Source organism: Flavobacterium reichenbachii (assembly GCF_002217435.1).
GTDB classification, from domain to species: Bacteria; Bacteroidota; Bacteroidia; order Flavobacteriales; family Flavobacteriaceae; genus Flavobacterium; species Flavobacterium reichenbachii.
The window spans coordinates 285,170-310,889 of record NZ_MUHF01000001.1; the positions used below are offsets into that span (position 1 = coordinate 285,170).

Consider the following 25,720-nt stretch of genomic DNA (forward strand, 5'->3'; position numbering starts at 1 on the left):
AGTGTTTTCTACAAAAGCGAATGACAAGTCATTGCATTTGGCTGCTGTACGCCCATTAATTCTAAAATAGTAGGAGCGATATCACCAAGAACACCATTCTGAATATTTTTTAAATCCTTGTCAACTAAAATAATCGGCACCGGATTTGTTGTGTGCGCTGTATTTGGACTTCCATCAGGATTAATCATGGTTTCACAGTTTCCGTGATCTGCAATTACAATTGTTGTGTAATCGTTTGCCAGAGCTGCTTCGATAACTTGTTTCACGCAAGCATCAACAGCTTCACAAGCCTGAATAGCGGCACTCATAATTCCGGTATGACCTACCATGTCACCATTTGCAAAATTCAAACATACAAAATCAACTTCACCTTTGTTCAATTCAGGAACAAGTGCATCAGTAAGTTCAAAAGCGCTCATTTCTGGCTTTAGATCATAAGTAGCCACTTTTGGAGAGTTTCTTAAAATTCTGGATTCGCCTTCAAAAGGAGTTTCTCTTCCTCCTGAAAAGAAAAATGTTACGTGCGGATATTTTTCTGTTTCGGCAATTCTGATTTGTTTTTTACCTGCTTTTTCTAAAACTTCACCAAGTGTTTCAGTGATATTATCTTTATTGTAAACCACTTTTACGTCATGATATGTTTCGTCATAATTAGTAAGCGTTACATAATATAACTTCAGCTTGTGCATGTTTTGCTCGTGAAAGTCTTGCTGAGAAAGTGCTTCTGTAAGTTCGCGTCCGCGGTCTGTTCTAAAGTTAAAGAAAATTACCACATCATCTTCGCTGATCGTTGCTAAGGGTTTTTGTGTCTCATCAACCATTACCACAGGTGCAATAAACTCGTCAGTAACATCATGAGCATAACTGTCTAAAACACTTGCAACAGCATTTGTAGAAGGAATTCCAATTCCGTTAACAACCAAATCGTAAGCTAATTTTACGCGTTCCCATCGTTTGTCACGGTCCATTGCGTAGTAACGACCCACAATAGAGGCAATTTTTACAGGAGTTTCTTTGATGTAATCTTCAAGATCGTGAATGTATTTTGCACCAGATTTTGGATCAACATCGCGCCCGTCTGTAAAAGCGTGAACATAAACCTGATCTAAACCATATTCTTGCGAAGCATCTATTAAACCACGCAGGTGAGAAGTATGAGAGTGAACACCTCCGTCAGAAACTAATCCTAAAAAGTGTACTTTTTTGTTGTTTTGTTTTGCATATATAAAAGCATCAATAAGAACTTGTTCTTTGGCAAGTGTTTGATGTGCTACTGCTAAATTTATTTTTGCTAAATCCTGGTATACAATTCTTCCGGCACCAAGATTCATGTGTCCCACTTCACTGTTTCCCATTTGTCCTTCAGGAAGACCAACATTTAATCCGTCAGTTCTAAGCTGTGCGCTTGGGTATTTTGTGTAAAGACTATTTATAAAAGGAACATTTGCATTGTCTATTGCAGAAACTTTAGGGTCAGGAGATTTTCCCCAACCGTCTAAAATCATAAGGATAACTTTTTTGTTCATCATTTTTTGTTTTCTACAAAGATAAGGCATTTCTAAAATGCGAAAGAAAGCATTGTTACAATTTATGGTTAATAAAATGAAGCGTATTAAAAAATAATAATTTAATTATAGAAGTCTTTATTTTTTAAAATTAATTCACGCTATGCTCTCTTTCCGAACTTATTTTTGACTCCATTATAGTCAATAAAATATTTAACGCTAATAGAAAAAATGTGTTTTAGAGCGTCATTGTTTAATAATCCTGTAACGGTATTCTTGAAATCTTTGTCAATAATTCGCTCAAAGTTAGATGCGCTGTTTCGGTACAAAACAGAAAGCTGGCTTCCCGGCGCAAACCACCAAGAATAAGACAAGTCAGCATTCCAGGAATAAAAGCTTGAATTTTTATTTGTTGTGTATTCAGGATATGGATTTAAGGTTCCGTCTGAAGCCAATTCAAGCGCTTCCTTATTTTCTGCATAAGACCAATACTGACGAACAGCCAGATTTAAAGTCATGGCGCTGTTTAAAGCATATTTTCCTGATAATGTGTTAGAATATGTAAATACATTTCGATTTGCAAAGACAATTGTTTTAGGAGTGCTTTCGTTGTCATCATCGTCATAGCTGTCAATATAACCTTTGTTATTATTACGTTTAAAGAAACTAAAAGTATAAGTAAGCAGCAGTTTGTCGCTAAAACGATATCTCGGCCCTACATCAACGCCATATGCCATACGTCCAGGCTCGTCGGCAAAAGATATGGACGGATTTATGTCTATTGCAAATTTATGATTGTAATTGGTAGAAATACTTCCCCAAAGATCTATTTTTCGTGGAATTATTACATATCGGTCTGTTGCTCTTGGTTCGTAATAATCATGAGTTTCTAAAGGGAAAACTGTAAATCCAGCTCCGTAATAATTGTTTTTTACGGTTGAAAGATTTAACTCTGCACTGATCTTATTGTCTTGCAATTTTCCAGATTCTTTATTGAATTCCGTGTACATATCATAATCAATCTTAAAGCTGTTAAAAAGCTTCGTTGGATTTAAAATCCTGTAATTAGCATTTCCATAGAAATTATAATAATTGGTGTAGAAATTAATCCCTAAATCATTTGGGTCGAAATTTTTTGAAACAAAGTCTGTACCTACGCTGTAGCGATAATTACCGCTGGTTTCTGCAAAACCCACTGTTGTAAAAACCCCCGTTTTGTTTTCAGTATCATGAATATAGCTGTATTTTGCATTTCCAAACAAACTATAAGTATTTGCTTTTGTGTTTAAGTCCCAAGCCAGCCCCGTTACATTGGCATCTCTATAATGAAAATTTCGAGTAACATTTGTATTGATTAAAGTTACCGAGGAGTTTTTACGAAAACGCTGATCCAATACCAAAACGTTATAATTTGTCAACGGCTCTATAATTTCGCGTCTTGTTTCTCCTGTTATCGTATCTTTTATTGTGGCAAAAGTTTTTTCGGTAATGGCATTTAAAATTCCAATTCCCAATCCGTTTTTTGTTCTGCCGGAAACTTTTAGCGCATTAATAAGATTTACATTTTGTACCGTTTCAATTATTTCTTCGTTGTCAATCAATGCTGGTTCAACAGAAGGAGTTCCCCCAATTCTTCTGGAATAAAACATATTTCCTTTGCTGAATAAGTCTGTTCCTTCAGTAAAAAAAGCTCTATTTTCATTAAACTGTTGCTCAAAAGGACCTAAATTCAGAATTTGATCATCATATTTCGCCTGCCCAAAATCAGGAATCAAAATAGCGTCAAGAGTAAAAGCATCATTAATTCCGTATTTAATATCCATTCCGCCTTTCATCGTGCCATATGTTTTTTGACCTTCTGCGGCATTTAGATAAAAAGATGCATAAGGCATAAAAAATAATCGGGTAGGAGGTTTAATATTTTCGATTCCCTGCAAATCACCGTTTTGCTGTGTAAAAGTTCCTAATTTGGTATCAATAAGGCTCCAAGTGTACTTTTGTCGATCTCGTTTTATTTCTCTAAAGAAATTTATTCCCCAGGTTTGTTTGTTCTCTCCAGAAAAACGTAAAGCAGCATAAGGAATTTTAATTTCGACATTCCAGCCTTGCTCTGTAAGTATCGCTTTGCTCATCCAAACAGCATCCCACGAATAATCTTCACCATTTACATCAGTCATAATACAATCGCCCTGAACATCTGCGGCGGAAACAAAAAACTCAAAATTCTGCTGGCCGTCATTAAAGCCGTTTATAAAAACCCCAAAAATATCTGCAGTTCCAAAGTTATCGCGCTGCGAAATCTCTTTTAAAACCTTACGCGGTTCATCATCAAACATTGTGGCACCAATATAAATGGCATCATTGTTATATAGAACCTTAACTTCTGTTCTTTTGTTTTCTGGTATTTGTTTTCCATTATCAGGCTGAAACATAATGAAATCTGTAGCAATGCTCGCATTTTGCCATGCAGTCTCATCTAGTTTTCCGTCTATAGAAATACTTTCGTTGATTGGGTGTGCCTGCAAAGTCTTTTTTTGGCTGTAAATCCAAAAACTAGAAAGCAAAAAGCAGAAAAAAAGTAATTTTTTCATTTTGGTTTAAAATGGTTTAGAAGTCTTCTAGAGAATAGACGGGTATTTTTTGAGATTGTTACACTTTAAAATTTTTATTTTATAGAATTTCAATTTTTAAAAATATTTTTATAAGTAAATTCTTTGTAAAAATAGCAAAATTGTCTCGATTTGCTAATTTTATGCTTATAAATTGTTAAAGTTTAAACAAAAAGCACCTCATTTCCAGAGTTTTATTTTGTCCCCTATATTTTTTTTATACTTTTGCCGAACCCAAATTTGTTGTTTAACCTAAAGAAATTCAATGATTTACAAAATTTATCCCTTAATGGTGTTTTTGATTATGTCTTTTGGAAAAGACTCTTACAACACCGCCGATCTTAAAAAAGCACCAACGGTTAAAAATTTTGCTAAAGCAGAAAAGCCTTCAGTTGATGCCAGTATTGAAAACGTTTATTACGCTCTAAATGCTAATAATTTTAGTATGCCGGAACTTAAAACTTTTTCTGAAGCCTTAAAAGGTTTCTACCTGTTGAAAGAAAGAGGAATAGTTCAAAAAAACATTTTAACCCTTATTGATTTTAGTTTGTCATCAAATGTAAAACGCCTTTGGGTGATTGATATGACAACAAATACAATTCTGTTCAACTCTTTAGTTGCCCACGGAAGAAATACCGGAGAAGAATTTGCATCTGCATTTTCAAATTTAAATTCTTCTTTTAAAAGCAGCTTAGGTTTTTATTCAACAGGCGAAATTTACCAAGGTAAACATGGAGCTTCGCTTCGTTTAGACGGTTTAGAAAGAGGTCTGAACAGCAATGCCCGCGAAAGAGGTGTTGTTATGCACGGCGCAGATTACGTTTCTGAATCTTTTATCAGAGACCACAAAAGATTAGGCAGAAGCCAAGGTTGTCCAGCTCTTCCTGTAGAATTGACAGATGAGATAATTGAAACGATCAAAGATAAATCGTGTTTGTATATCTATCATCCGTCAAGAAGTTTTACGATGGAAGAAAAATTAATCTCTTAATTTAGCATATAAATCCGAATCCAGATTATAAATATCAGCTCTGAAAATGAGCTGATTTTTTTTGCTCCAAGCGGTCCAATACCATTGGTACAAAGCATACTTTTTTGTGATTTTGGTATACATTGTCTTTTTAGAAGCTACAATAGTATCGATTTTCTCTTTTGAATAGTTCTCAGAATCGTCTAGAATATGTTCTGCTAGTTCTAACGGATTTTCTACACGCACGCACCCGGAGCTTAAAGAGCGATTGCTTCGTCCAAAATAATTACGATGATTAGTATCGTGTAAGTATACGCTGTGATGATTAGGGAATAAAATTTTCATTACTCCCAGCGAATTGTTATAACCCGGACTTTGTACGTAACGATAATTACCCGGTTTATTTTCGTTCCAAGCTTTTGGATCTACCACTTTTCCCGCGGTATCATAGATAGTAATATTTTTTTTAGCCAAATAATTTCGATTGCGTTTCATTGCAGGAACAACATCTTCTTTTAAAATAGTAGGAGGAACGGTCCAGGTTGGGTTAAAAACAACAGATTTTAAAACAGAAGTAATAATTGGTGTTTTTCTTTTGCTTGTTCCTACCACAACATTTCGAACCAAAGTAGTGTCTTGCATTTCTACCACATTTAAACTGTAATCAGGAATATTAATTATAAAATAATTTTCGGAAAAATCATTTGTATACCATCTCCAACGTTCTAAATTGGCAATAATTTGTTGTTTTCGTCTTTCTTTAGAATAATTTAAAGCACTTATTGTTCCTGCTCCAATAACTCCGTCTGCAGCTAATCCGTGTCGTTCCTGAAATTTCTTAACAGCTTCAAAGGTTTTCTCGTCGTAAATTTTGGTCAAGCTGTCGCTTTTTCCAGACATGTCTTTCCAGAACAAAAGCGTTTTTTTTATGTTTATTAAAGCGCTGCTGGTATCTTTTAAGGTTATTTTAGTGTCAGATTTTATAGTGCCAATACTATCGTCAGGAAAAGTATTAATTATTTCAAGTGCTTTTATTAATTCTTTATATGGAGCTGATTTTGGCTGGATGTTTTCTGCAATACTATCTAGTTTGTTGTTGTTGAATGCTTTAATCAATGCGTCGTTAACATCAAATTTTTTCTCTTCCAGATCCCAGTCGGTGTATAATTTTTTAGGGTCTAATTTGCCTTTATATAAATGGGTGAGATATAATTCGAAATTATAAGTAAGTAAAATATCGTAAGTGGCCAGATCGACATCTTTTAAAGAAGCTATTCTTTTTTCCAGCTGTTCTAGTTTAGAAGATTTGTAGTCATCTGGATTTAAACCTAATGCCTCAGAATTCTTTAAAAGAGATAAAATATAAGTTCTTTTTTTAAGATTTCCCCAAACAGTTTTATTTCCCGAAGAATTGTAGAACTGTTTAAGTGTCTCGCTTTTAAAAGAGTTAATTTTTGCAGTATCAATTGAAACTTTTCTTTCGTCAGTTAATATAATTGTGGGAACGGCTTTTTTGGCGGCAGGAATAATTTTTGGCTTATCATCTTTGCAGCTGATAATGATACTTAAAAGTAACAGAAAGTAAATTTTCTTCATATTATATTTTTTAACCTAAATAATGTTCTTCAATAATTTGATATCAAAAGGTACGCCGAAAATTTACAACCAGTGCTTAGACTTAAAAAATAAATTTCGAACGCAAATATAGTGTGGCTTTTTTCAAATAACGAAATAATTCCTATTAAATATTGATCGAGATTTAGTTTTGAAATATTTTAAAGCTTAGTTTTTTGTTAGCTGTTCTAGATTACGGCGGTTTTTTTTATGTCATTGCTGGATTTTGGAAGACAATAGTTCGTTTTAATATTGTTTTATCCAAAGTATCGCTGTTTTTTGAAAAATAAATAAATATATAACTTTTTAATTTTAAATAGATTATAAAAAATAGTTCGTTTTTATTAATTTTTTTTGAAAAAAAGCTTGTTTTGAACTGAACTTATTTTTTATATTTGCACCAGTAATGCGAAAGTAGCTCAGTTGGTAGAGCTCCAGCCTTCCAAGCTGGTTGTCGCGAGTTCGAGCCTCGTCTTTCGCTCTAAAAAAACCGAAACTTAAATGTTTCGGTTTTTTTATCAAAGAAAAATAATTACTGAATTTTGTTTTTTAATTCATTTAATTGTTTATATTTGCACCCTGTTAATGCGAAAGTAGCTCAGTTGGTAGAGCTCCAGCCTTCCAAGCTGGTTGTCGCGAGTTCGAGCCTCGTCTTTCGCTCTTCAAAATCCTCAAACATTGTTTGAGGATTTTTTGTTTTTACTCTATTTTAAAACCATATAAAATATATAAGTAAATAAGTTTTTTTGCTGAAGCTTTAATTAAATGACTTCTATAGCTTATATGGTAGAAAAATTAGTTTAAACTGCTTAAGTCGCTTTCTGTTTCTAATTCTGCTGGAGTTTCATTTTGTTTGAATAAACGAGCAGTCAAATTTCCTTTCAAAGTTATTTTTTCTCCTTTAACTTCCAGCCAGCTTCCTTCTCTCAAGCCTAAAACCGGGATGGAATTGAATGCATGAAATTCTTTGATTCTCGTTTCGCGCGTTTCACCCATATGATGAGAATTTGCGTCCGGATCTAAATAATGAGGATTTAAATTGAATGGAATTAATCCTAAAGTCTGAAAACTTGGAGGATAAATGATAGGCATGTCATTAGTAGTCTGCATAGATAAACCGCAAATATTACTGCCGGCACTTGTGCCTAAATAGGGTGTTCCGTTTTTAACAGTTTCTGATAAAACCTGCATTACATTGTTTTTGTATAATTGTGTAACAAGCAAAAACGTATTTCCTCCTCCTGTAAATATCCCTTCTGCGGTTTTAATAGCTTCTGCAGGATTTTCAAACTCATGAATTCCTTTGACTTTGATATTTATTAAAGCAAATGCTTCTGCTGCTTTTTTTGTGTAATCATCGTGTGAGACACCGCTTGGTCTGGCATATGGAATAAATAAAATATTTTTACAATTTTTAAAATGCAATTGTAATGTAGGTAATAAATAATCTAAATAACTGCCGCCGTGCAGTGTAGAAGTACTTGCGATAATAATACTTTTCATAAAAAATAAACTCAATTTGTTGTTGCTAAAGGTATTAAAAGTCTGTTTTTTCAAGTTTAAATTTTCGTTTAATTAACATATTTTTACCATGTTCTTAATACTAAATTTGGAGCACATTAAGATATTTTTACATCTTTAAGAATAATTCTAACTTTTTTCTATTTTGATTAATAAAATCACATGTTTTTTAGTTGTTGTTATCAGTCAGGCAGGATGGGCTCAAAGTCAGGAACGTTCTGTAATTAACGGCAGAATAGTTTCAAACAGTCCTGATTTAGAAGGCGTTTATGTTATAAATGCTCAAACAGAAACTACAGTAACAACTGATAATTCCGGTACTTTTTCGATTGCAGCAAAACCAAACGATGTATTGGTTTTTTCTTCTATAAGTTTTAAAGAAAAAAGAGTTTTATTGACTGCAGAAAATTTTTCAGACCTTAACTTTTCTGTAAGCTTAAATATGGTAATGCATCAATTGCAGGAAGTAGTGATTAAAAATTATAACAATATTAATGCTGTTTCTTTGGGAATTATTCCGAGTGGACAGAAATCATACACAGAAGCCGAAAGAAAACTGCATACTGCTACTGCGCTAAATGCGACTGCAAATGCCGGATTAATGGCAGGAGGTTCTGTCTCTGCAGATCCTTTATTAAATTTTTTCTCGGGACGTACCGCGATGTTGAAAAAAGAAGTTGCGATAGAGAAGAAAGAGATTTTTATGAAGCTTCTGGAAAGTATGTTTAGTCTGGAACATTTTATTGAAAGACTTAAAATTCCAGCCGAATATGTAAAAGGATTTGAATATTATGCGGTAGATAACGAAAAGTTTACTGCAATTTTAAATTCTAAAAATAAAACTTCTACAGAATTTTTGCTGGGAGAATTGGCTGTCAAATACAAAGAAATTATTGCAATTGAAAATAAATAATATAATACAAATACTCTTCGTATTCTTTTTTGTTCAAATTTGTTTTGGGCAGAATGCTGCATCAAAAGAAATTTTGGGACAAATCTCAGAGCAGTCATCTTTAGTTGAAGGGGTTAACATTGTCAATAATAATTCACAGATTTCTACTATTTCAGATTCAGAAGGAAGGTTCTCGATTTTGGTCAAAGAAGGCGATGTGCTCGTTTTCTCGGCTGTAAATCTCGATGCGTTAAAACGTCGAATAACTTTAGAAGATATAAGCAGTCCATTGCTTGTTATTAAAATGGCAGCTAAAGAAGTGGCATTAAAAGAAGTTATCGTAAACGAGAATGCCAACATTAATGCAGAAAATTTAGGAATTATTCCGGCTGGACAAAAAAAATACACACCCGCTGAAAGGAAAGTTTATACTGCAACTTCGACATCTGTAGATAAATTATTGAATTCAATTTCGGGACGTACTGCAATGCTGAAAAAAGAGGTAAATGTGGAGAAAAAAGAAGCGCTTTTTAGAAAATTAGAATATCTTTTTGAAGAGAATTATTATACCGAGCGATTAAAGATACCTGTAGATTATATAAAAGGATTTCAGTTATATTGTGTAGATGATGCCGAATTTGCTGTATCTTTGGATATAAAGAATAAAACAATGAGTATGTTTTTGATAACAGATCTAGCTCGAAAATATCTAACAATTTTAGAAAATGAAAAATAAATTAGGAATATTTATTGTGTGCGTATTTTGTCAATTTGCTATAGGGCAAAATAATTCTAGAAAATCATTACACGGTCAGGTATTAAATGATTTTCTTACCATAGAAAGTGGTTATGTAATGAATATTAATGCAAATGTAAGAACCTTTATTGGTGCTGGCGGTTTATTTGATATCATGGCAAAACCAAAAGATACTTTATTGTTTTCTGGTCTTGCTTTTCAGTCAAAAAAATATGTTTTGACAGAGAAAGATTGTGCTGAGGTACTTTTTAAAATAAAATTAGATTTGGTAAATAACCAGCTGAAAGAGGTTGTGGTTCATAAGGAGCTAAAAGTTAAATCTCTTGATGGGAATTCTCAAAAATATGTTGATATGCAATATGTAGACGATCAACAATCTACGGCAAAAAATACAGCAATGTATTCTGATCAGACGATCAAATACGGGATGGATTTCGTGCGTATTTTTAAGGATGTTAAAAAACTGCTTCGTAAAAAAGACGGCGTAGAAGAAACTGTAATTTCTGATATAGCTTTTTCAGAATATGCAAAAGATAATTTTCAACCTGAATTTTTTACTAAAACATTAGAGCTAAAGCCGGACGAAGTTGAGTTGTTTTTAATGTACTGCTCAAATGATCCTGAATCTAAAAGGTATTTGGGTCCGGATGATAAATTTCAATTAATTGAATTTATGATTAATAAGAATAAAGATTTCAAAAAAGCAGAGCTGACTCAAAAATGAAAAAAAGAGTAATTTTCTTTTTATCGGCGATCTTATTTTTTTCGCTGTCTGCATTTACTTTCCATAAATTTTATATGGGTGTTTTTCAGGTAAATTATGCCGCAGAAAAAAAAATGATCCAAATTACTTCCCGAATTTTTGTTGATGACTTAAACAACGGAATCGAGAAAAAATACCATAAAAAAACGTTTATCGGAACAGAAAAAGAGACTCAGGAAGATATTGACTTACTCAAAAAATATCTTTCTGAGAACTTTATAATTAAAATAAACGGACAGTCTAAAGCGATTACTTTTTTGTCTAAAGAAATAGAATCCAACGACGTTTTAGTTTGTTATTCAAGAATAAAAGATGTTGAGAAATTTAAAACTATAGAAATTTCAAATACGATTCTTACAGATTGGAATTCAGAACAGCAGAACATTACACATGTTTCAGCGTTTGGCACAAAAAAGAGTGTTCTTTTTACAGAATCTTCAAGGAAAGAATTGTTAAAGTATTAATTGATTATAGAGAATTACTATATTAATTGTTATTTTCACAGCCTCAAAAAACCAAAGAGCATTTATGAAAAAACTTTCGCTATTATTACTTTTTCCGGCAATGTTAATAGCGCAGGAAAAGACAAATCCTGTTACTCCAAAACAACAAGGCAAATACGATACAAACAAATTCAGCCAGATGTACGATCTGCTGGCAACACCAAACATGTTTCGTACGGCTTCTGGTGCGCCTGGTCCGGCTTATTATCAGCAGCAGGCAGATTATAAAATCGATATAGAATTAGACGATAAAAATTCAAAATTAAGCGGTTCAGAAACCGTTACATATTCAAATAATTCACCAGACAGTTTAGAATACCTTTGGGTTCAGTTAGATCAGAACCAAGCAAAGGCAAATACACAGACTTCTTTGGCAGAAAGTGAAAAAATCAGTCAGGTTTTACCGCTTGATGGTTTTTCAACTAAATATTTGAAAAAGAATCTGGAGCGTGGTTTTAATATAGAAGAAGTTAAAGACGCTAAAGGAAATCCTTTATCTTATACAATTAATGAAACCATGATGCGTATTAATCTGGTTTCGCCTCTAAAACCAGGAGAGAAATTTTCGTTTTCTGTAAAATGGTGGTACAACATCAATAATTACAGAAAAGAAGGAGGTCGTTCTGGTTATGAATTATTTGAAAAAGACGGAAATAAAATATATGTAATTGCTCAATTCTACCCGAGAATGGCTGTGTATAATGATGTTGAAGGCTGGCAGAACATGCAGTTTTGGGGAAGCGGTGAATTTGCTCTTCCATTCGGAAATTTCGATGTAAATATTACAGTTCCTGCAGATCACGTTATTGATGCTACGGGAGAGTTAACAAACAGAAGCGAAGTTTTTACTGCAGAGCAGGTAAAACGTTACCAAGAAGCTCAAAAATCATTTGATAAACCTGTTGTTATTGTAACGCAGGCAGAGGCTGAAGTAACAGAGAAAGGTTTTTCTGAAAAGAAAAAAACATGGAAATTCAGTGCTAAAAACGTACGTGATTTTGGAATTGCTTCATCAAGAAAATTCATTTATGATGCAATGGCTGTAAAATTAGGAGGCAAAATTGTTATGGCCGAATCTGTTTATCCTAAAGAAGCAAATCCGCTTTGGGGAGAAACTTCTACAATGGTTGTGGCGCATACCTTAAAAAGCTATTCTTCTCATACTTTTGATTATCCTTATCCAAAAGCAGTTTCGGTTTCGGCAGAAGATCAAGGTATGGAATATCCAATGATCTGTTGGAATTATGGTCGCCCAGACGAAAATGGAGTGACAAGCAAAGAGGTTAAAAACGGAATGATCGGCGTTGTAATTCACGAAGTTGGACACACCTTCTTCCCGATGATTGTAAACTCAGACGAGCGTCAATGGACTTGGATGGATGAAGGTTTGAATTCATTCCTGGAGTATTTGGCAGAACAGGAATTAGACCCAAAATTTCCTTCAAGAAGAGGACCTGCAAAAAATATAGTGCCTTACATGAGCGGTGATCAAAAGTTTTTGGAGCCTATTATGTCTAATTCTGAAACAATTGTACAGTTTGGAAATAACGCTTACGCAAAGCCCGCTACAGGTTTGAATATTTTAAGAGAAGTAGTAATGGGAAGAGAATTGTTTGATCATGCTTTTAAAACATATGCAAACAGATGGAAATTTAAACATCCAACTCCGGAAGATTTCTTTAGAACTATGGAAGATGCATCTGCTGTAGATTTAGATTGGTTTTTTAGAGGATGGTTTTACTCAACAGATTTTGTAGATATTGGAATCAAAGAAGTGAAGCAATATTATGTTTCTGAAACTCCGACAGCAGATTTGAAAGACGTAAAAGTTAAAAAAGGTCGTTTTGGATTTGAGAAAGGACCATTTGTTTATCTTGTTTCTGGAGAAAATGCAGAAGTAAATGCATCTAACAAAAAAGCTTTAAATATAGACGAGGTTAAACCATTGGCAGCTTATATTGATCAAACTTTTACAGCTGAGGAAAAAGCAAATATAAAATCGCCAAAATATTTCTATGAAGTTGAGTTTAATAAACCAGGCGGAATGATTATGCCAATTTTGGTTGAGATTACTTACGAAGACGGTACAAAAGACAATTACAAATATCCTGCGCAAATCTGGAGAAAAAATAATGAAACAGCCAGAAAAGTTTATGCAACTTCAAAAGCTGTAAAAAGCATTCAGATAGATCCAAAATTAATGACTGCAGATATTGATGTAACCAATAACACGTGGCCAAAAACAGAGCAAAAGTCAAAATTTGACTAAAATAAATACAATCCTAAAGTTCACAAAAGCGAATAAGAGATCGAAAAGAAAATTTCTTTGCGAGACATAAAAACCTTTGTGAACTTTATGTTTAAATGACTAATGGTCTTTTTTTAAGTAAATTTTAAAACTCTACGCTGCAAAATTTAATATCTTTGTGGCACACAAAATTTAAAAATATGTTTGGTATAGGAGGAGGGGAATTAGTTTTTATATTATTTATAGTTCTAATGCTTTTTGGTTCAGACAAAGTGCCGGAAATTGCCCGTACAATGGGAAAAGCCATGGCGCAGTTAAAAAATGCGACAAACGATATTAAAAGTGAAATTCATAAAGGTGCAGAAGCTAACGGTTTTGATGCTAAATCTTTAACGGATATTACCGGAAATATCAATGCTGAAATCAATAATGCAAAAACTAATATACTTGGAGATACCAATACTTTGCTAGGCGATACTACTAATGAAATCGACAAAGTAAAAGAAGATATTGACTCGATCTCCGGACCTGTAAAACGCCAAAGATAATGCTCGAAAAAATAAAAGAATTAGATGTAAATCTCTTAGTATATCTTAATGGTTTAGGCTCTGAAAAATACGACGGATTTTGGCTTTTTATTACCAATCAGCTATATTGGACACCATTTTTTTTATTGTTGTTTTTTCTTATTTATAAAAAAATAGGAGGAAAACAAACCTTATATGTACTTCTTTTTATTGCAGTTTTGATTGCCTTTACAGATCAGGCAACCAATTTGGTAAAACATACTTTTGAGCGTCTTAGACCTTGTAACAATCCCGATATAAAATCTATTATGAGAATTGTTCTGGTTAGAAATTCATACAGTTTTTTCTCAGGTCACGCTGCCAATACGATGGCTGCAGCGACATTTTTGTATTTGATCTTAAAACAGCATTTTAAGTATTTAGGATTTCTGTTTTTATGGCCTTTAGTATTTGCTTACAGCCGTATCTATCTAGGATTACATTATCCGGGAGACATTCTTACAGGTTATTTCTTTGGAGCACTTTTCGGCTTTTTACTTTCTTTAGTTTATAAAAAGTTAAAACCGCAATATTTCCCAGGGTAATCAATAGCTTTTAAGTTTGTGAGACGACAGCTTTTTAGATTCTTTCGCTCCAAGCTATTCCGTCAGGCAGTTCATATTTACTAAATTCAATATGAATTACCCGTCTTCTTTCATTGTTTGTAGTTTTGTTTGATGCGTGAAAAAGTAAAGGTTTCATAATCATTATGCCGCCTTTTTCAACTTCGCAGATTGTTTCATTCTCTATATTCAAATCATCTACTCTAACAATTCCCTTAGAGTGAGAATTGTTGACAACCTTTAATGCTCCATTCTCTTTTGTAGTCTTGTCCATATGAATTCGAACAGTAAAATTGTTTTCGAGAATTTCTTTTGGAGGCTGAACTGCAAACTGATTTTGTTTTACTGTCCAGTTCTTGAAGTTTGAGATTTCCATTTTCTTATCTACCGAAATAGTCAGATCCTGATGATACGACACAAACCAATTTGATTTTTCTGGCTTGTCAAAATAGATTGATTTTGTGATGAAATATCCTTTTCCAAAAGTTTTTTCTAGAATGTCTTTCAAGTTTTGATTAAATACAAAATCTAAAACTTCTGGAATTTCTTTATGAAATTGTCTTATAGCAAATAAATCCTCAGATTTTCTAAATGTTGGGTTTTCAGTATCATTCTGTGTTGTTTTTTCAATCAAAGAAATTATTTTTTCAATTTCATTTTCATTGTAAACATTATTTATAATTGTGAAACCGTCACTATTTATTTCGTTTAGATGTTTCATTTCTAAATTAATTTTAAACTGAGTTTTTTAAAGAAAATCTACAGAACGCGAGAAACAGTTAATCCGTCACGAATGGGCAGTAAAACCGTTTCAACTCTTGGATCATTTTTCAAGAGTAAATTATATTCTAAAAGTACTTTGGTACTAATATCATTTGGATGTACAGTGTCAAGAATTTTACCGCTCCATAAAACATTATCAGACAAAATAATGCCGCCTTTGTTCATTTTAGGAACGATCATTTCCCAATAATTAAGGTAGTTTTCCTTGTCGGCATCAATAAAAACCAAATCAAATTTTACATCTAAATCAGGAATAATATTTACTGCTTCTCCCAAATGCTGTAAAATTTGATTTCCCCAAGGCGACAGGTCAAAATATTTTCGTTGAAAATCGACCAATTCTTCTTTTATATCAATAGTATGAAGCTCCCCATGGCTCTGCATTCCTTCACAAAGGCATAAAGCTGCATAACCAGTGTAAGTTCCAATTTCAAGAATATTTACAGGGCGAATGAGTTTCGATAACATGCTCAGAACCCGACCTTGAAAATGGCCGCTCAACATGCGTGGCAATAATATTTTTTGGTATGTTTCTTTATTTAGTTTAGCAAGCAATTCTGGTTCATTTTCAGAATGCTGTTCAATATAATCTTCTAATTCTTGTGATATAAAATGCATTTTGCAGCTGTTGAATTTAGAAAACAAAAATACAAAAAATAATGTGTTACTTTTTCACATAAAAAAACCATCCGTTTTGCGGATGGTTTTAAGTTTCGAGTCCCAGAAATTATTTTTTCAAAGCTTCATTTACCTCTTTTGCCGTTCTTACGGTTCCGTCTTTAGCTACTTTCGCCGCATTTTCTACTTTTTTAGCGCCTTTTTTGGTAGCATCTTTTACATCAGTAGCCACTTTTTTTGCACCGGTTTCAACATCATCAGCTGCTTTTTTAGTAGCTTCTTTCACATCTTGTGCGGCAGTTTCTGTTTTGCTTACAGCACTGTCTTTAACTTCTTCGATATCTGTTGCCAAAGTATCTACTTTGTTGCCAATTGTCAATTCCTCATCTGCAGGTTTTGGCTCTTTTTTCTCGCATGATTGTACAGCGAATGCCAATAAAGCAATAACAGCTAAGCTTAAAATTTGTTTTTTCATGTTAAATCAATTTTTTTAGGTTATAAAATTTAAAAGGTTATAAAGCTGAAAAAATAAAAATACAAATTTTAAAATGATTGAGCTCTTTGTAAGATTATTTTTCTTTTAAGAGCAAGACAATTCTTGTGCCAAAATTTATTCTTTTTGAAAATTCTGTTAAAATTTTTTAGGAAAAATACTTCCTCCTTAATTCTATCAGATTCGGCAATTATTATTTGATAACTAAGACGTTTTCATTTTTTGCATAATCATTTAAAGTAATGCTGAAAATCAAAGTCAAATCTTTTCCAGCTCTAACAACTCCAAGGGCTGCTGTTGGAGCTGACATTCCAAAATCAGCAAAAGTGATCTGATTAGAACCTCTCAAAATGAAGTTTCCATTATTGACCGTTACATTTACCTGAGTTTTGTATTCTTTGCTGACTCCTGAAATGGTATAAGTTCCAACTAAATTCCAGGTTGTTTCGTTTACTTTAACTGCAGATTTCAAAACGTATTTAATATTTTTGTGTGTTTTAGTATCTAAAGTTTCATAAGCCACATCATCCATGCTGGTTTTACTGCTTTTTATGCTTTCTGCAGGCAGTGTGATAGTGAGAGTGTTAATGTCTGTCAATTTAGAATCTGTAACGGTTAAATTAGCAGAACCAATTCCCTCTGTAGATTTCATAACCCAATCATGAACATTTGAAGTTCCCGCAACTTCAAAAGCAGATTTTGCTACAGTATATCGTTGTTGTGCATTTGCCTGTAATGACATTGTTATAAGAATCACTGTCACTAAAATTGATTTAATTGTTTTCATTTTGGGGATGTTTAAATTAATCTTTAAATAAGAGAAACTGCAATTTGACTGAGTTTTACAATGCTGAGCTTGCCCTTATTTCTTAGTTCAAATTTATCATGAATGCAAAAAAAATAGGATGATAAAAGTCATAGTTGAGGATTTATTAAATAAGTATAATAATTTTAGAACATCTTTTAAAAGACAATGGTTAATCTTAAAAAGGATAAATATGCATTTATAAAGTAGTGAACAGCAATGAATCGTTAAAATATTAAAGAAAAAAAATCAGTAACTTTGCGGCATGCAAATGGAGAAAAAAGATATACGAGCCCTGTCAAAAGATCAATTACGAGATTTTTTTGTTGCAAATAACGACAAAGCTTTTCGCGGAAATCAGGTTTATGAATGGTTATGGAGCAAGGGAGCACACAGTTTTGAGGATATGACTAATGTAGCTAAACCTACAAGAGCTATGCTTGAAAACAATTTCGTTATCAATCATATTAAGGTAGATACGATGCAGAAAAGCTCTGACGGAACAGTTAAAAATGCCGTTCGTCTTCATGACGGTCTGGTAGTAGAATCTGTTCTAATTCCTACCGAAACCAGAACGACAGCTTGTGTTTCCAGTCAGGTTGGGTGCAGTTTAGATTGCAACTTCTGCGCAACAGCAAGATTAAAAAGAATGAGAAATCTGGAGCCGGGCGAAATTTACGATCAGGTTCTTGCGATAGATAAAGAAAGCCGTTTGTATTATAATCATCCGCTTTCGAATATTGTTTTTATGGGAATGGGAGAACCATTAATGAACTACAATAATGTAATCAAGGCAATTGATATGATTACATCTCAGGAAGGTTTAGGAATGTCTCCGAAGCGTATTATGGTTTCTACTTCCGGAATTCCGAAGATGATCAAAAAAATGGCGGATGATGATGTAAAATTTAAGCTGGCCGTTTCGCTTCACTCTGCTATCGATGAAGTTCGCGCCCGAATAATGCCTTTTAGTAAAAATTTTCCCCTGGCAGATTTACGTGAAGCTTTAGAGTATTGGTACAGAAAAACCAAAACAAAAATTTCATACGAATATGTAGTTTGGAAAGGAATTAATGATGATAAAGCTTCTATAGATGCATTAGTGAAATTTTGCAAATATGTGCCTTGTAAAGTTAATTTGATCGAGTATAATCCGATTGATGAAGGTGAGTTTCAGCAGGCGTCAGAAGAATCTATTTCGGCTTACATAAAAGCATTAGAAAATATAGGAATAGTGGTAAAAGTTCGCCGCAGCCGCGGAAAAGATATTGATGCAGCTTGTGGACAGCTTGCAAACAAAGAAGGCTGATACTCTAAACTTTAAAGAAAGAAAAAAGCATTAAATACGAGAATTATTCTTGTTCTTAATGCTTTTTTTAGGGCAAAAAAGGGATTTTAACTTTAAATAAATCTCTTCTGTTACACCATCTTTTGTCACAGGTTATGGCGTAGATTTTATGTCAGGCAAATAAAATATTGTTATACTAACCTTAAATACACAACGTTTTTTTATTTAAAATAGTATATTTGGAAACGAAATGAATATTACCGCTCAAATAAAACAGCCCATCTTTAATGAGATGGAACTTTTTGAAAAAAAGTTCCACGAATCGATGACCTCAAAGGTTGCATTGTTAAATCGTATCACCTATTATATTGTAAACCGGAAGGGAAAACAAATGCGTCCGATGTTTGTTTTTCTAACTGCAAAAATGGTTTCCGACGGTATTGTAAACGAAAGAACCTATAGAGGCGCCTCTGTAATTGAGCTTATTCATACCGCAACTTTGGTTCATGATGATGTTGTAGACGACAGTAATCGCCGTCGCGGATTTTTCTCTATCAATGCGTTGTGGAAAAATAAAATCGCAGTTTTAGTTGGAGATTATTTACTTTCAAAAGGTTTACTGCTTTCTATAGATAATGGAGATTTTGATCTGCTTCGAATTATTTCTGTTGCTGTTCGCGAAATGAGCGAAGGGGAATTACTTCAGATAGAAAAAGCACGGAGATTAGACATCACCGAAGATATTTATTACGAAATTATCAGAAAAAAAACAGCAACACTTATTGCTGCATGCTGTGCGCTTGGTGCAAAAGCAGTAATTGAAGATGATGTGCAGGTAGAAAATATGCGCAAGTTTGGAGAATTGATCGGAATGGCTTTTCAAATCAAAGATGATTTATTTGACTACAGTGAAGAAGCAATCGGAAAACCAACCGGAATCGATATTAAAGAGCAAAAAATGACCCTGCCTTTAATTCATGTTCTGAATACTTGTACGCCGCAAGAAAAAAAATGGCTGATAAACTCCATAAAAAACCATAACAAAGACAAAAAGCGTGTAAAAGAAGTTATTGCTTTTGTAAAAGATAATAATGGTCTGGCTTACGCCGAAAACAAAATGGTCGAATTCCAGAAGGAAGCACTTGCTCTTTTAAATAATTATAAAGATTCTGAATTTAAAGACGCGCTGATTCTTATGGTGAATTATGTTATTGAAAGAAAGAAATAAGATTTATTTTTTCTTTTTTTTCTTTTTTTTCTTTTTTGTTGATGTTAAAGTAATTACTTCTGGTTCTATAATAGTATAATGAACTATTGTTATTCTTGAACCTAAATTTATGTTGATTTCCTGAATTTGGCATTCGCTGAGATCAATTTTTTCGATTTCAAAATCCCCATACGATCTTTTAGAGAAGGTCATCGAATACATTCCTTTTTCAATATCTATGTCAAAAAAGCCTTCATCATTTGTTTCATAAAATGTTGTTTTTTTAGAATCTAAATTTGTCAATGATAGGTTTAGATCGACTCCCGTTCCTCTATAATCTGAAGTTCTGCCCTTAACTTTAGCAAAAATAGTATTAGAATATCCTATCATTTTATTGTCAATGACTTTAATAGAATCTCTTTTTTCTTCCTTAGAAAAACCTTTTACTGGTTTAGGATCAGTTTGAGAAAAAAGCACTGGAGACAGAAGACATAAAACAATAGTAACTATTTTTTTCATAAAATAAATGTCGAATTTTTTTAATTTTTTTTACGTTGAAGTTACTGTTTTATTTCAGTTTTAGCTTCATCATAAGATCAGTTTGCTCATCGCCACCTAGTATAAAAATGTGTTTATCAAATTCTACAAAACCATTTTTCTTATAAAAATTAAGCGCCCTGAAATTCTCTTCCCAAACCCCTAACCAAACGTATTCAACATCTTTTAGTGTTGCAGTCTCAATTGCTTTTTGGTAAAGTATTTGGCCTATATTTTGGCCGTGATATTCTTTTGCAACATAAATTCGTTCTATTTCCAGTGCTTTGGAATCCTTTAATTCTGTTTGCGATGCTCCAAAATTCAGTTTTAAATATCCAATTACATTGTTGTCAAGAGCAGCAAAATAAAACTCGGAGTCTTTGTTGCTTAATTCAGCAGTTAGTTTTTCTAATGAAAAATTCTCAGCTAAATATTTTTCCATATTCTCTTGAGAATTATATCCCGAAAAAGTTTCCGAAAAAGTCAGTATACCAATTTTCTGCAGTTGGTCAATATCATTTAGGGTTACTTTCTGGACGATCATGTTGTTCATTTCGATTTGATTATTAGATTTTTATCTTCTGAAACTTCGAAGTTTCCGGGAGAGTCTTGAATTCAAAAGTACCAAATTTAAAAGGAGTTGTCAAGTTCGAAATAAAAATTTGACTTAGTATTTTCTTTAAACTTATTAGCTCTTAAAAGTTTAAATAATTGTGATTGTTACTATTTTTATTGTTAATTTGAATTTTAAAAAATTAATATTTATATATGACTACAATAATTATAATAGTTGCTGTTTTTTTGGTCGTTTTTGCCTTGATTGTAATCTACAATGGTTTTATATCAAAAAGGAATAGAGTTGAAGAAGCTTTTAGCGGTATTGACGTTATCTTAAAAAAACGTTTCGATTTAATTCCGAATCTGGTAGAAACCGTCAAAGGATATCTAAATCATGAAAAAGAAACACTTAGCAATGTTGTAAATCTTCGAAATCAAGCCTTGAATGCTAATAATGCCAATGAAAAATTACAACTAGACAAACAACTTAATAATGCCGTGGGGACAATTTTTGCTTTGGCAGAAAGTTATCCCGACTTAAAAGCCAATACCAATTTTCTGAGTCTGCAGTCGGATTTGAGTGAGGTTGAAACCGAAATTGAGCGTTCTAAAAGATATTATAACGGAACTGTAAGAGATTATAATATTGCAATTGAGTCTTTTCCAGGTAATTTGATTGCTGGTTTTTTTGGTTTTCCAAAGAAATATTACTTAGAGTTAAAAGAGGAAGAACAAAGAGAAGTGCCTAAAGTTCAGTTTTAAATTATTACATATGTTTTTAAGAAAAATATTTTTTGTTTTATTTTCCGTTTTATTTTATCAGGTACAGGCTCAGGAAAAAATTCTGGATTTTGATGTTAAAATTCAAATCGAAAAATCAGGAACGATTCAAGTTATCGAGAATATTACTATAAACGCAGAAGGAAACGTTTTTAGACATGGTTTGCTGCGAGTTTTTCCGCTTGTACGACAAGATAAAGACGGCAGCAATATTGATGTTGAATATTCTATAAATTCCATAAAAAAAGATGGAATCGACGAGCAATATTTTACAAATGCAGAAGACAATGAATGGAAAGTATACATTGGAGATAAAGATATCTATTTACAACCGGGAATCTATAAATATCAAATAAACTACAGCGTACCTTTTCAGATTGGATATTTTGATCATTACGATGAATTGTATTGGAACGTAACAGGAAATGGATGGGATTTTCCTATTGATAAAGCAACTTGTCAATTGTATCTTCCGGGAGAAAATAAATTTGAAAATTTACATTGTTACACGGGAACAAGCGGCTCTACAACTTCAAATTGTATAAGTTCTTTAAATTTTAATAATACAGTTGTTACTTTTTCAGCAGTACATCTCAATGCAAATGAAGGTTTGACTGCTGCAGCTTCCTTTGCGAAAGGAATTGTTGATGAGCCAACTTTTGCTGAAAAATTGAGTTCTTTTTATAAACAAATCAAAATATATTTATGGTTGTTTATATTTGGTGCAGGTATGCTTTTCTCCTTTTTTTATTGGAAAAAACGTAAAAAGAATCGCGTTGACGAGACAATAATCCCTGAATTTTTACCGCCTTTTGATTGGTCACCTGCAATAGTGGGTTATGTTTATCATGGAGAAAATAATAATAAAACATATATGTCATCGCTGATAAATGCAGCTGTAAAAGGAGCTGTTAAAATTAGTTCAAGTGTTAAAAGTGGTGTTTTTTCAGATGATACAAAATATGAAATAGAAGTTTTAGACAAAGATTTAAAATATTTAAGTGCTGAAGAATCAGATATAATTAGTAGTTTTTCGAAAAAAGCAAAAATAAAAGTAGAAGATAATAATTATAGGATTTTTGCATCCGCTTATTCTAAATGGACAAAAACGTTAAGCAATTTGATAAATTTAGAAGATTTTTACCAAAATAATACTCGAAAAAAATGGATTGGTTTTGCTGTTTTAGTAATTGCAGGATTGGTTTACGAGGTACTGGCGAATAGAGGAAATATGAATAATATATTTTATGTCATAGTGATCCTTATCGTATCTGGATTGACCTATTGGTTTTCAGATGAAGGAGAGCAAAGCGGTTTGAAAATTTTAAGAGGTATTTTAGCTTTCTTTATTTATCCAATGGCTTTCTTTATATTTTTATTTACACTCTTTTTTTTAAAGACAATAGATTTCATAGTTATTGGTTTTATTGTTTTAAGCTATATTGTTTATATAATGAATTTAGAAAAACTAACAGACAATGGTTGTGAGGCAATTGCAAGATTAGAAGGATTTAAATTATATCTCGAAACTGCAGAAAAAGACCGAATAAATATGTTGAATCCGCCAGAACTTACGCCTCAATTATTTGAAAAATTATTGCCTTATGCAATTGCATTGGAGGTCGAAATAAAATGGGGAAAACAATTTGAAGAAGTTTTAGAACTTGCAAAATATAATCCTGATTGGTATCAGGGAGATGATACTTTTTACAGACGACCTGCCGTGTTTGTATCAGGTTTTGGAAATTCAGTAAACAGCGCAAGAGTAGATCCAAGTCCTCCTTCATCATCAAGTTCATCATCAAGTTCTTCATCTGGAAGAAGCGGCAGCAGTGGCAGCTGGAGTTCCGGAAGCTCAGGAAGTGGTAGTTCCGGCGGCGGAGGCGGCGGTGGCGGAGGCGGCGGCTGGTAAAAGTCTTAAAACCTAATTTTGAAATATATTAAAAAGAAAACCCTTGTAATATTTAGATATAACAAGGGTTTTCTTTTTTTGTGATATTTATAAAGTACTTCCGCTATTCTGCAGCAGGAGTTTCTGTTTCGGGTTCTTCTTTTTTCTTAAACTCATTAATAAGACCCAAAAGTGACAGTATACCAAATACTCCCCAGCCTATAGCCCAGTATAAACTGCTGTTAGATGAGTTTTTTTCTTTTTCGGCTTCTAATTTTGATTTAGGATCCTGAGTATTAAAGTTAGGATCGGTTTTTAAATAGTAAATTTTAAGTGTATTTGATTTTGGTAAATCAGCATTAAAAGTATGTTTGCCCTCATATTCATTTCCATCTACATTAAAATGATATCTAAAATCATAAGATTTCATTGGGATTCCAGCAATTTTGATTGTAGTTTGTTTGTATTCAGGATATAATTCTGCTTCTATTGTAGAATTATCAAAAAGCATTTTTTCGTAGTTAGAAATTGCTTTGTTGTCGCCTCCTTTAATATATTCTGTTGTACATTGTTTGCAGCAGGCGATGCAGATCAGCAGGATTATAAAACCCCAGATTTTGTCTTTTAAATTTTGCATTGGTTAAAAATTAGGTTTAAATTTTGTTTTGGATATCATTTAAAAACGGTAAATATAAAATTTTAAACATGTAATTCTATTTTTTTTTACAACAAAAAATATTTACATAAAATCCCTGCATTTTCATCAAAACCACTTGTATTTAAAGGTATTGGTAAATTATGCTTTTAGAATTTACTTCATATTTTCATTAAGTTTACATATTGATAAAATAAAAAAGTTAATTTTTTTTTTTACCCCATGCAACCATTTTACAGCTTCACTCGTCTATGCTAATAGAAGTCTGTTACAAAAACAAAATTTGAAAGCTTATTAATGAAAATTATTCAGTTACATCAAGAAGAAACTAAAATCATAAAGCTGGCTGTCGAAAACAATCGACAAGCACAGCAGCAGATTTATAGCCGGTTTTCTTCAAAAATGCTGAGCGTCTGCAGACAATATATAAAAGATATTCAGCTGGCAGAAGATGTAATGATTACCGCTTTTATGAAAGTCTTTACAAACTTAAACAGATTTGAACACAAAGGAAGTTTTGAAGGCTGGATTCGCCGAATTATGGTTAACGAATGCATCTCCTATTTAAGAGTACAGAAAAAAGTAAAATTTGTTGAGGACGAAATTTATGTCGAGGAAAGTTTTAATGCAACTGACAGTCAGTTTTCAATAGATCAAATCCAGTTTTTAATAGATGCACTTCCAGACGGTTATAAAATGGTTTTTAATTTATATGCTATCGAAGGTTATAAACATAATGAAATTGCAAAGATATTAGGAATCAATGAAGGAACATCAAAATCGCAATTATCGCATGCTAGAAAAATGCTGCAAACACAAATTAATATTCTAAAAAAACAAGATAATGGAACCGAATAATTTTGAAAAGGATTTCCGTGAAAAGCTAAATCAACGCAAAATTGAGCCAAGCGATAAAGCCTGGGATCGATTGGATGCTATGTTGAGTATCGCCGAAGAAAAGAAACCAAAAAAGAATAGGAAATGGCTTTATATAGCAGCAAGTTTTGTTGGGATTTTATTAGTTGGAAGTTTCTTTTTTAACCAAAATAAAAGTACAATTGAAACACCAATAAATGTAGTTGTCGAAAAAGAAACTGTAAAAGAATCAATTGATAAAACAGCTCATAATAATGTTGATTCTGTTAAGGCAGAAATTGCAGTTTCAGAAAAGATTTCAAATAAAACCTTAATTAAAGAACAAAAGCAAAATAAAATTTCAAATAAAAACATTCAAAATCAATCAAACCCAGCAGCGGAGTCTTCAATCATCATCAAAAACGATCAGGAAAATCAATCAATCAACAATCAAACTGTAATTGCCGAAAATTCTAAAAAAGAGAATTCAGATCAGTTATTAAAAGCAGCAGAACATAAAGTTTTGGCTGAAAATGGAGTAAAAAAATCAAAAATAAAAATCAATGCATCTGATTTATTAAATCAGGTAGACGGCGAACTGGAGCTTTCTTTTAGAGAAAAAGTAATTACAAAAGTCAATAAAAACTTTCAGGAAGTTAAAGTCGCTTTGTCAAATAGAAATCAGCAGGAGTAAAGAGCAAAGAGTAAAGGAGCAAGAATTAAGGATTTTCAATTCCGA

Annotated in this window: 25 protein-coding genes and 2 tRNA genes; 16 read left to right on the top strand and 11 right to left on the bottom strand. The window is 32.6% G+C overall.

Annotated features, from left to right (window positions below):
* Nucleotides 1–8: 8 nt before the first annotated feature.
* Both gpmI and B0A68_RS01235 read right to left on the bottom strand, forming a co-directional pair.
* The gene (gene gpmI, locus B0A68_RS01230; RefSeq protein ID WP_035685473.1) at nt 9–1,526 is read right to left on the bottom strand and encodes a 2,3-bisphosphoglycerate-independent phosphoglycerate mutase; all 1,518 of its coding nucleotides are present in this window, start codon (nt 1,524–1,526) and stop codon (nt 9–11) included.
* Between the two features lie 140 nt (nt 1,527–1,666).
* Nucleotides 1,667–4,096, bottom strand: coding sequence for a DUF5916 domain-containing protein (locus B0A68_RS01235; protein ID WP_035685470.1), 2,430 nt, complete (start codon nt 4,094–4,096; stop codon nt 1,667–1,669).
* A gap of 283 nt (nt 4,097–4,379) precedes the next feature.
* Between B0A68_RS01235 and B0A68_RS01240 the strand changes: the two genes are divergently transcribed.
* A complete protein-coding gene (locus B0A68_RS01240) occupies nt 4,380–5,105 on the top strand; it encodes a murein L,D-transpeptidase catalytic domain family protein (RefSeq protein WP_035685468.1) in 726 nt (241 codons plus the stop codon).
* On the opposite strand, the gene B0A68_RS01245 is transcribed toward B0A68_RS01240, so the two are convergent.
* Nucleotides 5,094–6,680: a L,D-transpeptidase family protein gene (locus B0A68_RS01245; protein ID WP_035685466.1), complete on the bottom strand. Its 1,587-nt coding sequence runs from the start codon at nt 6,678–6,680 to the stop codon at nt 5,094–5,096. The genes B0A68_RS01240 and B0A68_RS01245 overlap by 12 nt on opposite strands.
* Before the next feature lie 426 nt (nt 6,681–7,106).
* On the opposite strand from B0A68_RS01245, the gene B0A68_RS01250 reads away from it, so the two are divergent.
* Both B0A68_RS01250 and B0A68_RS01255 read left to right on the top strand, forming a co-directional pair.
* Nucleotides 7,107–7,179: transfer RNA gene (locus B0A68_RS01250), tRNA-Gly, on the top strand.
* Between the two features lie 106 nt (nt 7,180–7,285).
* A tRNA-Gly gene (locus B0A68_RS01255) sits at nt 7,286–7,358 on the top strand.
* 135 nt (nt 7,359–7,493) lie between these two features.
* On the opposite strand, the gene pepE is transcribed toward B0A68_RS01255, so the two are convergent.
* On the bottom strand, nt 7,494–8,201 hold the full coding sequence (gene pepE / locus B0A68_RS01260) for a dipeptidase PepE (protein ID WP_051892666.1): 708 nt from the start codon (nt 8,199–8,201) through the stop codon (nt 7,494–7,496).
* Nucleotides 8,202–8,364: 163 nt separating this feature from the next.
* On the opposite strand from pepE, the gene B0A68_RS01265 reads away from it, so the two are divergent.
* From B0A68_RS01265 to B0A68_RS01295, 7 genes are all read left to right on the top strand, one after another.
* Entirely contained in the window at nt 8,365–9,132 is a 768-nt protein-coding gene (locus B0A68_RS01265) for a carboxypeptidase-like regulatory domain-containing protein (protein ID WP_035685464.1), read from the top strand.
* Between the two features lie 73 nt (nt 9,133–9,205).
* Nucleotides 9,206–9,847: a carboxypeptidase-like regulatory domain-containing protein gene (locus B0A68_RS01270; RefSeq protein ID WP_316930982.1), complete on the top strand. Its 642-nt coding sequence runs from the start codon at nt 9,206–9,208 to the stop codon at nt 9,845–9,847.
* Complete coding sequence (locus B0A68_RS01275) at nt 9,837–10,592, top strand: hypothetical protein (RefSeq protein ID WP_035685461.1); 756 nt, start codon at nt 9,837–9,839, stop codon at nt 10,590–10,592. The genes B0A68_RS01270 and B0A68_RS01275 overlap by 11 nt, the downstream gene beginning before the upstream one ends.
* Nucleotides 10,589–11,095, top strand: coding sequence for a DUF6702 family protein (locus B0A68_RS01280; RefSeq protein ID WP_035685458.1), 507 nt, complete (start codon nt 10,589–10,591; stop codon nt 11,093–11,095). The genes B0A68_RS01275 and B0A68_RS01280 overlap by 4 nt, the downstream gene beginning before the upstream one ends.
* 64 nt (nt 11,096–11,159) lie before the next feature.
* Complete coding sequence (locus B0A68_RS01285; protein WP_035685456.1) at nt 11,160–13,403, top strand: M1 family metallopeptidase; 2,244 nt, start codon at nt 11,160–11,162, stop codon at nt 13,401–13,403.
* A 179-nt stretch (nt 13,404–13,582) separates the two neighbouring features.
* Nucleotides 13,583–13,930, top strand: coding sequence for a Sec-independent protein translocase subunit TatA/TatB (locus tag B0A68_RS01290; RefSeq protein ID WP_035685453.1), 348 nt, complete (start codon nt 13,583–13,585; stop codon nt 13,928–13,930).
* Nucleotides 13,930–14,493: a phosphatase PAP2 family protein gene (locus B0A68_RS01295; protein WP_035685451.1), complete on the top strand. Its 564-nt coding sequence runs from the start codon at nt 13,930–13,932 to the stop codon at nt 14,491–14,493. The genes B0A68_RS01290 and B0A68_RS01295 overlap by 1 nt, the downstream gene beginning before the upstream one ends.
* Before the next feature lie 34 nt (nt 14,494–14,527).
* Here B0A68_RS01295 and B0A68_RS01300 read toward each other — a convergent pair whose 3' ends face one another.
* The 4 genes from B0A68_RS01300 to B0A68_RS01315 all read right to left on the bottom strand — a co-directional run bounded on the left by B0A68_RS01300 (nt 14,528) and on the right by B0A68_RS01315 (nt 17,192).
* Nucleotides 14,528–15,232 carry a phytanoyl-CoA dioxygenase family protein gene (locus B0A68_RS01300; protein WP_035685449.1) on the bottom strand — a complete coding sequence of 235 codons (705 nt, stop codon included), beginning with the start codon at nt 15,230–15,232 and terminating at the stop codon, nt 14,528–14,530.
* Between the two features lie 38 nt (nt 15,233–15,270).
* Nucleotides 15,271–15,912, bottom strand: coding sequence for an O-methyltransferase (locus B0A68_RS01305; RefSeq protein WP_035685447.1), 642 nt, complete (start codon nt 15,910–15,912; stop codon nt 15,271–15,273).
* A gap of 109 nt (nt 15,913–16,021) precedes the next feature.
* The gene (locus tag B0A68_RS01310; protein WP_035685445.1) at nt 16,022–16,387 is read right to left on the bottom strand and encodes a hypothetical protein; all 366 of its coding nucleotides are present in this window, start codon (nt 16,385–16,387) and stop codon (nt 16,022–16,024) included.
* Nucleotides 16,388–16,598: 211 nt separating this feature from the next.
* Nucleotides 16,599–17,192, bottom strand: coding sequence for a YceI family protein (locus B0A68_RS01315; RefSeq protein WP_084679075.1), 594 nt, complete (start codon nt 17,190–17,192; stop codon nt 16,599–16,601).
* A 283-nt stretch (nt 17,193–17,475) separates the two neighbouring features.
* On the opposite strand from B0A68_RS01315, the gene rlmN reads away from it, so the two are divergent.
* On the top strand, nt 17,476–18,519 hold the full coding sequence (gene rlmN, locus B0A68_RS01320; protein WP_035685443.1) for a 23S rRNA (adenine(2503)-C(2))-methyltransferase RlmN: 1,044 nt from the start codon (nt 17,476–17,478) through the stop codon (nt 18,517–18,519).
* A 229-nt stretch (nt 18,520–18,748) separates the two neighbouring features.
* Nucleotides 18,749–19,726, top strand: coding sequence for a polyprenyl synthetase family protein (locus B0A68_RS01325; protein WP_035685440.1), 978 nt, complete (start codon nt 18,749–18,751; stop codon nt 19,724–19,726).
* Between the two features lie 3 nt (nt 19,727–19,729).
* On the opposite strand, the gene B0A68_RS01330 is transcribed toward B0A68_RS01325, so the two are convergent.
* Both B0A68_RS01330 and B0A68_RS01335 read right to left on the bottom strand, forming a co-directional pair.
* Complete coding sequence (locus tag B0A68_RS01330) at nt 19,730–20,224, bottom strand: carboxypeptidase-like regulatory domain-containing protein (RefSeq protein ID WP_035685438.1); 495 nt, start codon at nt 20,222–20,224, stop codon at nt 19,730–19,732.
* Nucleotides 20,225–20,273: 49 nt separating this feature from the next.
* On the bottom strand, nt 20,274–20,795 hold the full coding sequence (locus tag B0A68_RS01335) for a GNAT family N-acetyltransferase (RefSeq protein ID WP_035685435.1): 522 nt from the start codon (nt 20,793–20,795) through the stop codon (nt 20,274–20,276).
* Between the two features lie 215 nt (nt 20,796–21,010).
* On the opposite strand from B0A68_RS01335, the gene B0A68_RS01340 reads away from it, so the two are divergent.
* Both B0A68_RS01340 and B0A68_RS24375 read left to right on the top strand, forming a co-directional pair.
* Nucleotides 21,011–21,562, top strand: a complete 552-nt coding sequence (locus B0A68_RS01340) for a LemA family protein (RefSeq protein WP_035685432.1) — start codon at nt 21,011–21,013, stop codon at nt 21,560–21,562.
* Nucleotides 21,563–21,572: 10 nt separating this feature from the next.
* Entirely contained in the window at nt 21,573–23,492 is a 1,920-nt protein-coding gene (locus B0A68_RS24375) for a DUF2207 domain-containing protein (protein ID WP_035685429.1), read from the top strand.
* A 103-nt stretch (nt 23,493–23,595) separates the two neighbouring features.
* Here the strand turns inward: B0A68_RS24375 and B0A68_RS01350 are convergent, their stop codons facing one another.
* A complete protein-coding gene (locus tag B0A68_RS01350) occupies nt 23,596–24,108 on the bottom strand; it encodes a hypothetical protein (protein WP_035685426.1) in 513 nt (170 codons plus the stop codon).
* A 315-nt stretch (nt 24,109–24,423) separates the two neighbouring features.
* Here B0A68_RS01350 and B0A68_RS01355 point away from each other — a divergent pair, with 315 nt between their 5' ends.
* Entirely contained in the window at nt 24,424–24,984 is a 561-nt protein-coding gene (locus B0A68_RS01355; protein WP_035685423.1) for an RNA polymerase sigma factor, read from the top strand.
* The gene (locus B0A68_RS01360) at nt 24,971–25,675 is read left to right on the top strand and encodes a hypothetical protein (protein WP_035685420.1); all 705 of its coding nucleotides are present in this window, start codon (nt 24,971–24,973) and stop codon (nt 25,673–25,675) included. Before B0A68_RS01355 ends, B0A68_RS01360 begins: the two co-directional genes overlap by 14 nt.
* Nucleotides 25,676–25,720: the final 45 nt, after the last annotated feature.

Excerpts from the sequence above, each read along its gene's own strand:
- gpmI (WP_035685473.1), bottom strand. The coding sequence starts at position 1,526 with ATGAACAAAAAAGTTATCCTTATGATTTTAGACGGTTGGGGAAAATCT.
- B0A68_RS01235 (WP_035685470.1), bottom strand. The coding sequence starts at position 4,096 with ATGAAAAAATTACTTTTTTTCTGCTTTTTGCTTTCTAGTTTTTGGATT.
- B0A68_RS01240 (WP_035685468.1), top strand. The coding sequence starts at position 4,380 with ATGATTTACAAAATTTATCCCTTAATGGTGTTTTTGATTATGTCTTTT.
- B0A68_RS01245 (WP_035685466.1), bottom strand. The coding sequence starts at position 6,680 with ATGAAGAAAATTTACTTTCTGTTACTTTTAAGTATCATTATCAGCTGC.
- pepE (WP_051892666.1), bottom strand. The coding sequence starts at position 8,201 with ATGAAAAGTATTATTATCGCAAGTACTTCTACACTGCACGGCGGCAGT.
- B0A68_RS01275 (WP_035685461.1), top strand. The coding sequence starts at position 9,837 with ATGAAAAATAAATTAGGAATATTTATTGTGTGCGTATTTTGTCAATTT.
- B0A68_RS01280 (WP_035685458.1), top strand. The coding sequence starts at position 10,589 with ATGAAAAAAAGAGTAATTTTCTTTTTATCGGCGATCTTATTTTTTTCG.
- B0A68_RS01285 (WP_035685456.1), top strand. The coding sequence starts at position 11,160 with ATGAAAAAACTTTCGCTATTATTACTTTTTCCGGCAATGTTAATAGCG.
- B0A68_RS01290 (WP_035685453.1), top strand. The coding sequence starts at position 13,583 with ATGTTTGGTATAGGAGGAGGGGAATTAGTTTTTATATTATTTATAGTT.
- B0A68_RS01295 (WP_035685451.1), top strand. The coding sequence starts at position 13,930 with ATGCTCGAAAAAATAAAAGAATTAGATGTAAATCTCTTAGTATATCTT.
- B0A68_RS01300 (WP_035685449.1), bottom strand. The coding sequence starts at position 15,232 with ATGAAACATCTAAACGAAATAAATAGTGACGGTTTCACAATTATAAAT.
- B0A68_RS01305 (WP_035685447.1), bottom strand. The coding sequence starts at position 15,912 with ATGCATTTTATATCACAAGAATTAGAAGATTATATTGAACAGCATTCT.
- B0A68_RS01310 (WP_035685445.1), bottom strand. The coding sequence starts at position 16,387 with ATGAAAAAACAAATTTTAAGCTTAGCTGTTATTGCTTTATTGGCATTC.
- B0A68_RS01315 (WP_084679075.1), bottom strand. The coding sequence starts at position 17,192 with ATGAAAACAATTAAATCAATTTTAGTGACAGTGATTCTTATAACAATG.
- rlmN (WP_035685443.1), top strand. The coding sequence starts at position 17,476 with ATGCAAATGGAGAAAAAAGATATACGAGCCCTGTCAAAAGATCAATTA.
- B0A68_RS01325 (WP_035685440.1), top strand. The coding sequence starts at position 18,749 with ATGAATATTACCGCTCAAATAAAACAGCCCATCTTTAATGAGATGGAA.
- B0A68_RS01330 (WP_035685438.1), bottom strand. The coding sequence starts at position 20,224 with ATGAAAAAAATAGTTACTATTGTTTTATGTCTTCTGTCTCCAGTGCTT.
- B0A68_RS01335 (WP_035685435.1), bottom strand. The coding sequence starts at position 20,795 with ATGAACAACATGATCGTCCAGAAAGTAACCCTAAATGATATTGACCAA.
- B0A68_RS01340 (WP_035685432.1), top strand. The coding sequence starts at position 21,011 with ATGACTACAATAATTATAATAGTTGCTGTTTTTTTGGTCGTTTTTGCC.
- B0A68_RS24375 (WP_035685429.1), top strand. The coding sequence starts at position 21,573 with ATGTTTTTAAGAAAAATATTTTTTGTTTTATTTTCCGTTTTATTTTAT.
- B0A68_RS01350 (WP_035685426.1), bottom strand. The coding sequence starts at position 24,108 with ATGCAAAATTTAAAAGACAAAATCTGGGGTTTTATAATCCTGCTGATC.
- B0A68_RS01355 (WP_035685423.1), top strand. The coding sequence starts at position 24,424 with ATGAAAATTATTCAGTTACATCAAGAAGAAACTAAAATCATAAAGCTG.
- B0A68_RS01360 (WP_035685420.1), top strand. The coding sequence starts at position 24,971 with ATGGAACCGAATAATTTTGAAAAGGATTTCCGTGAAAAGCTAAATCAA.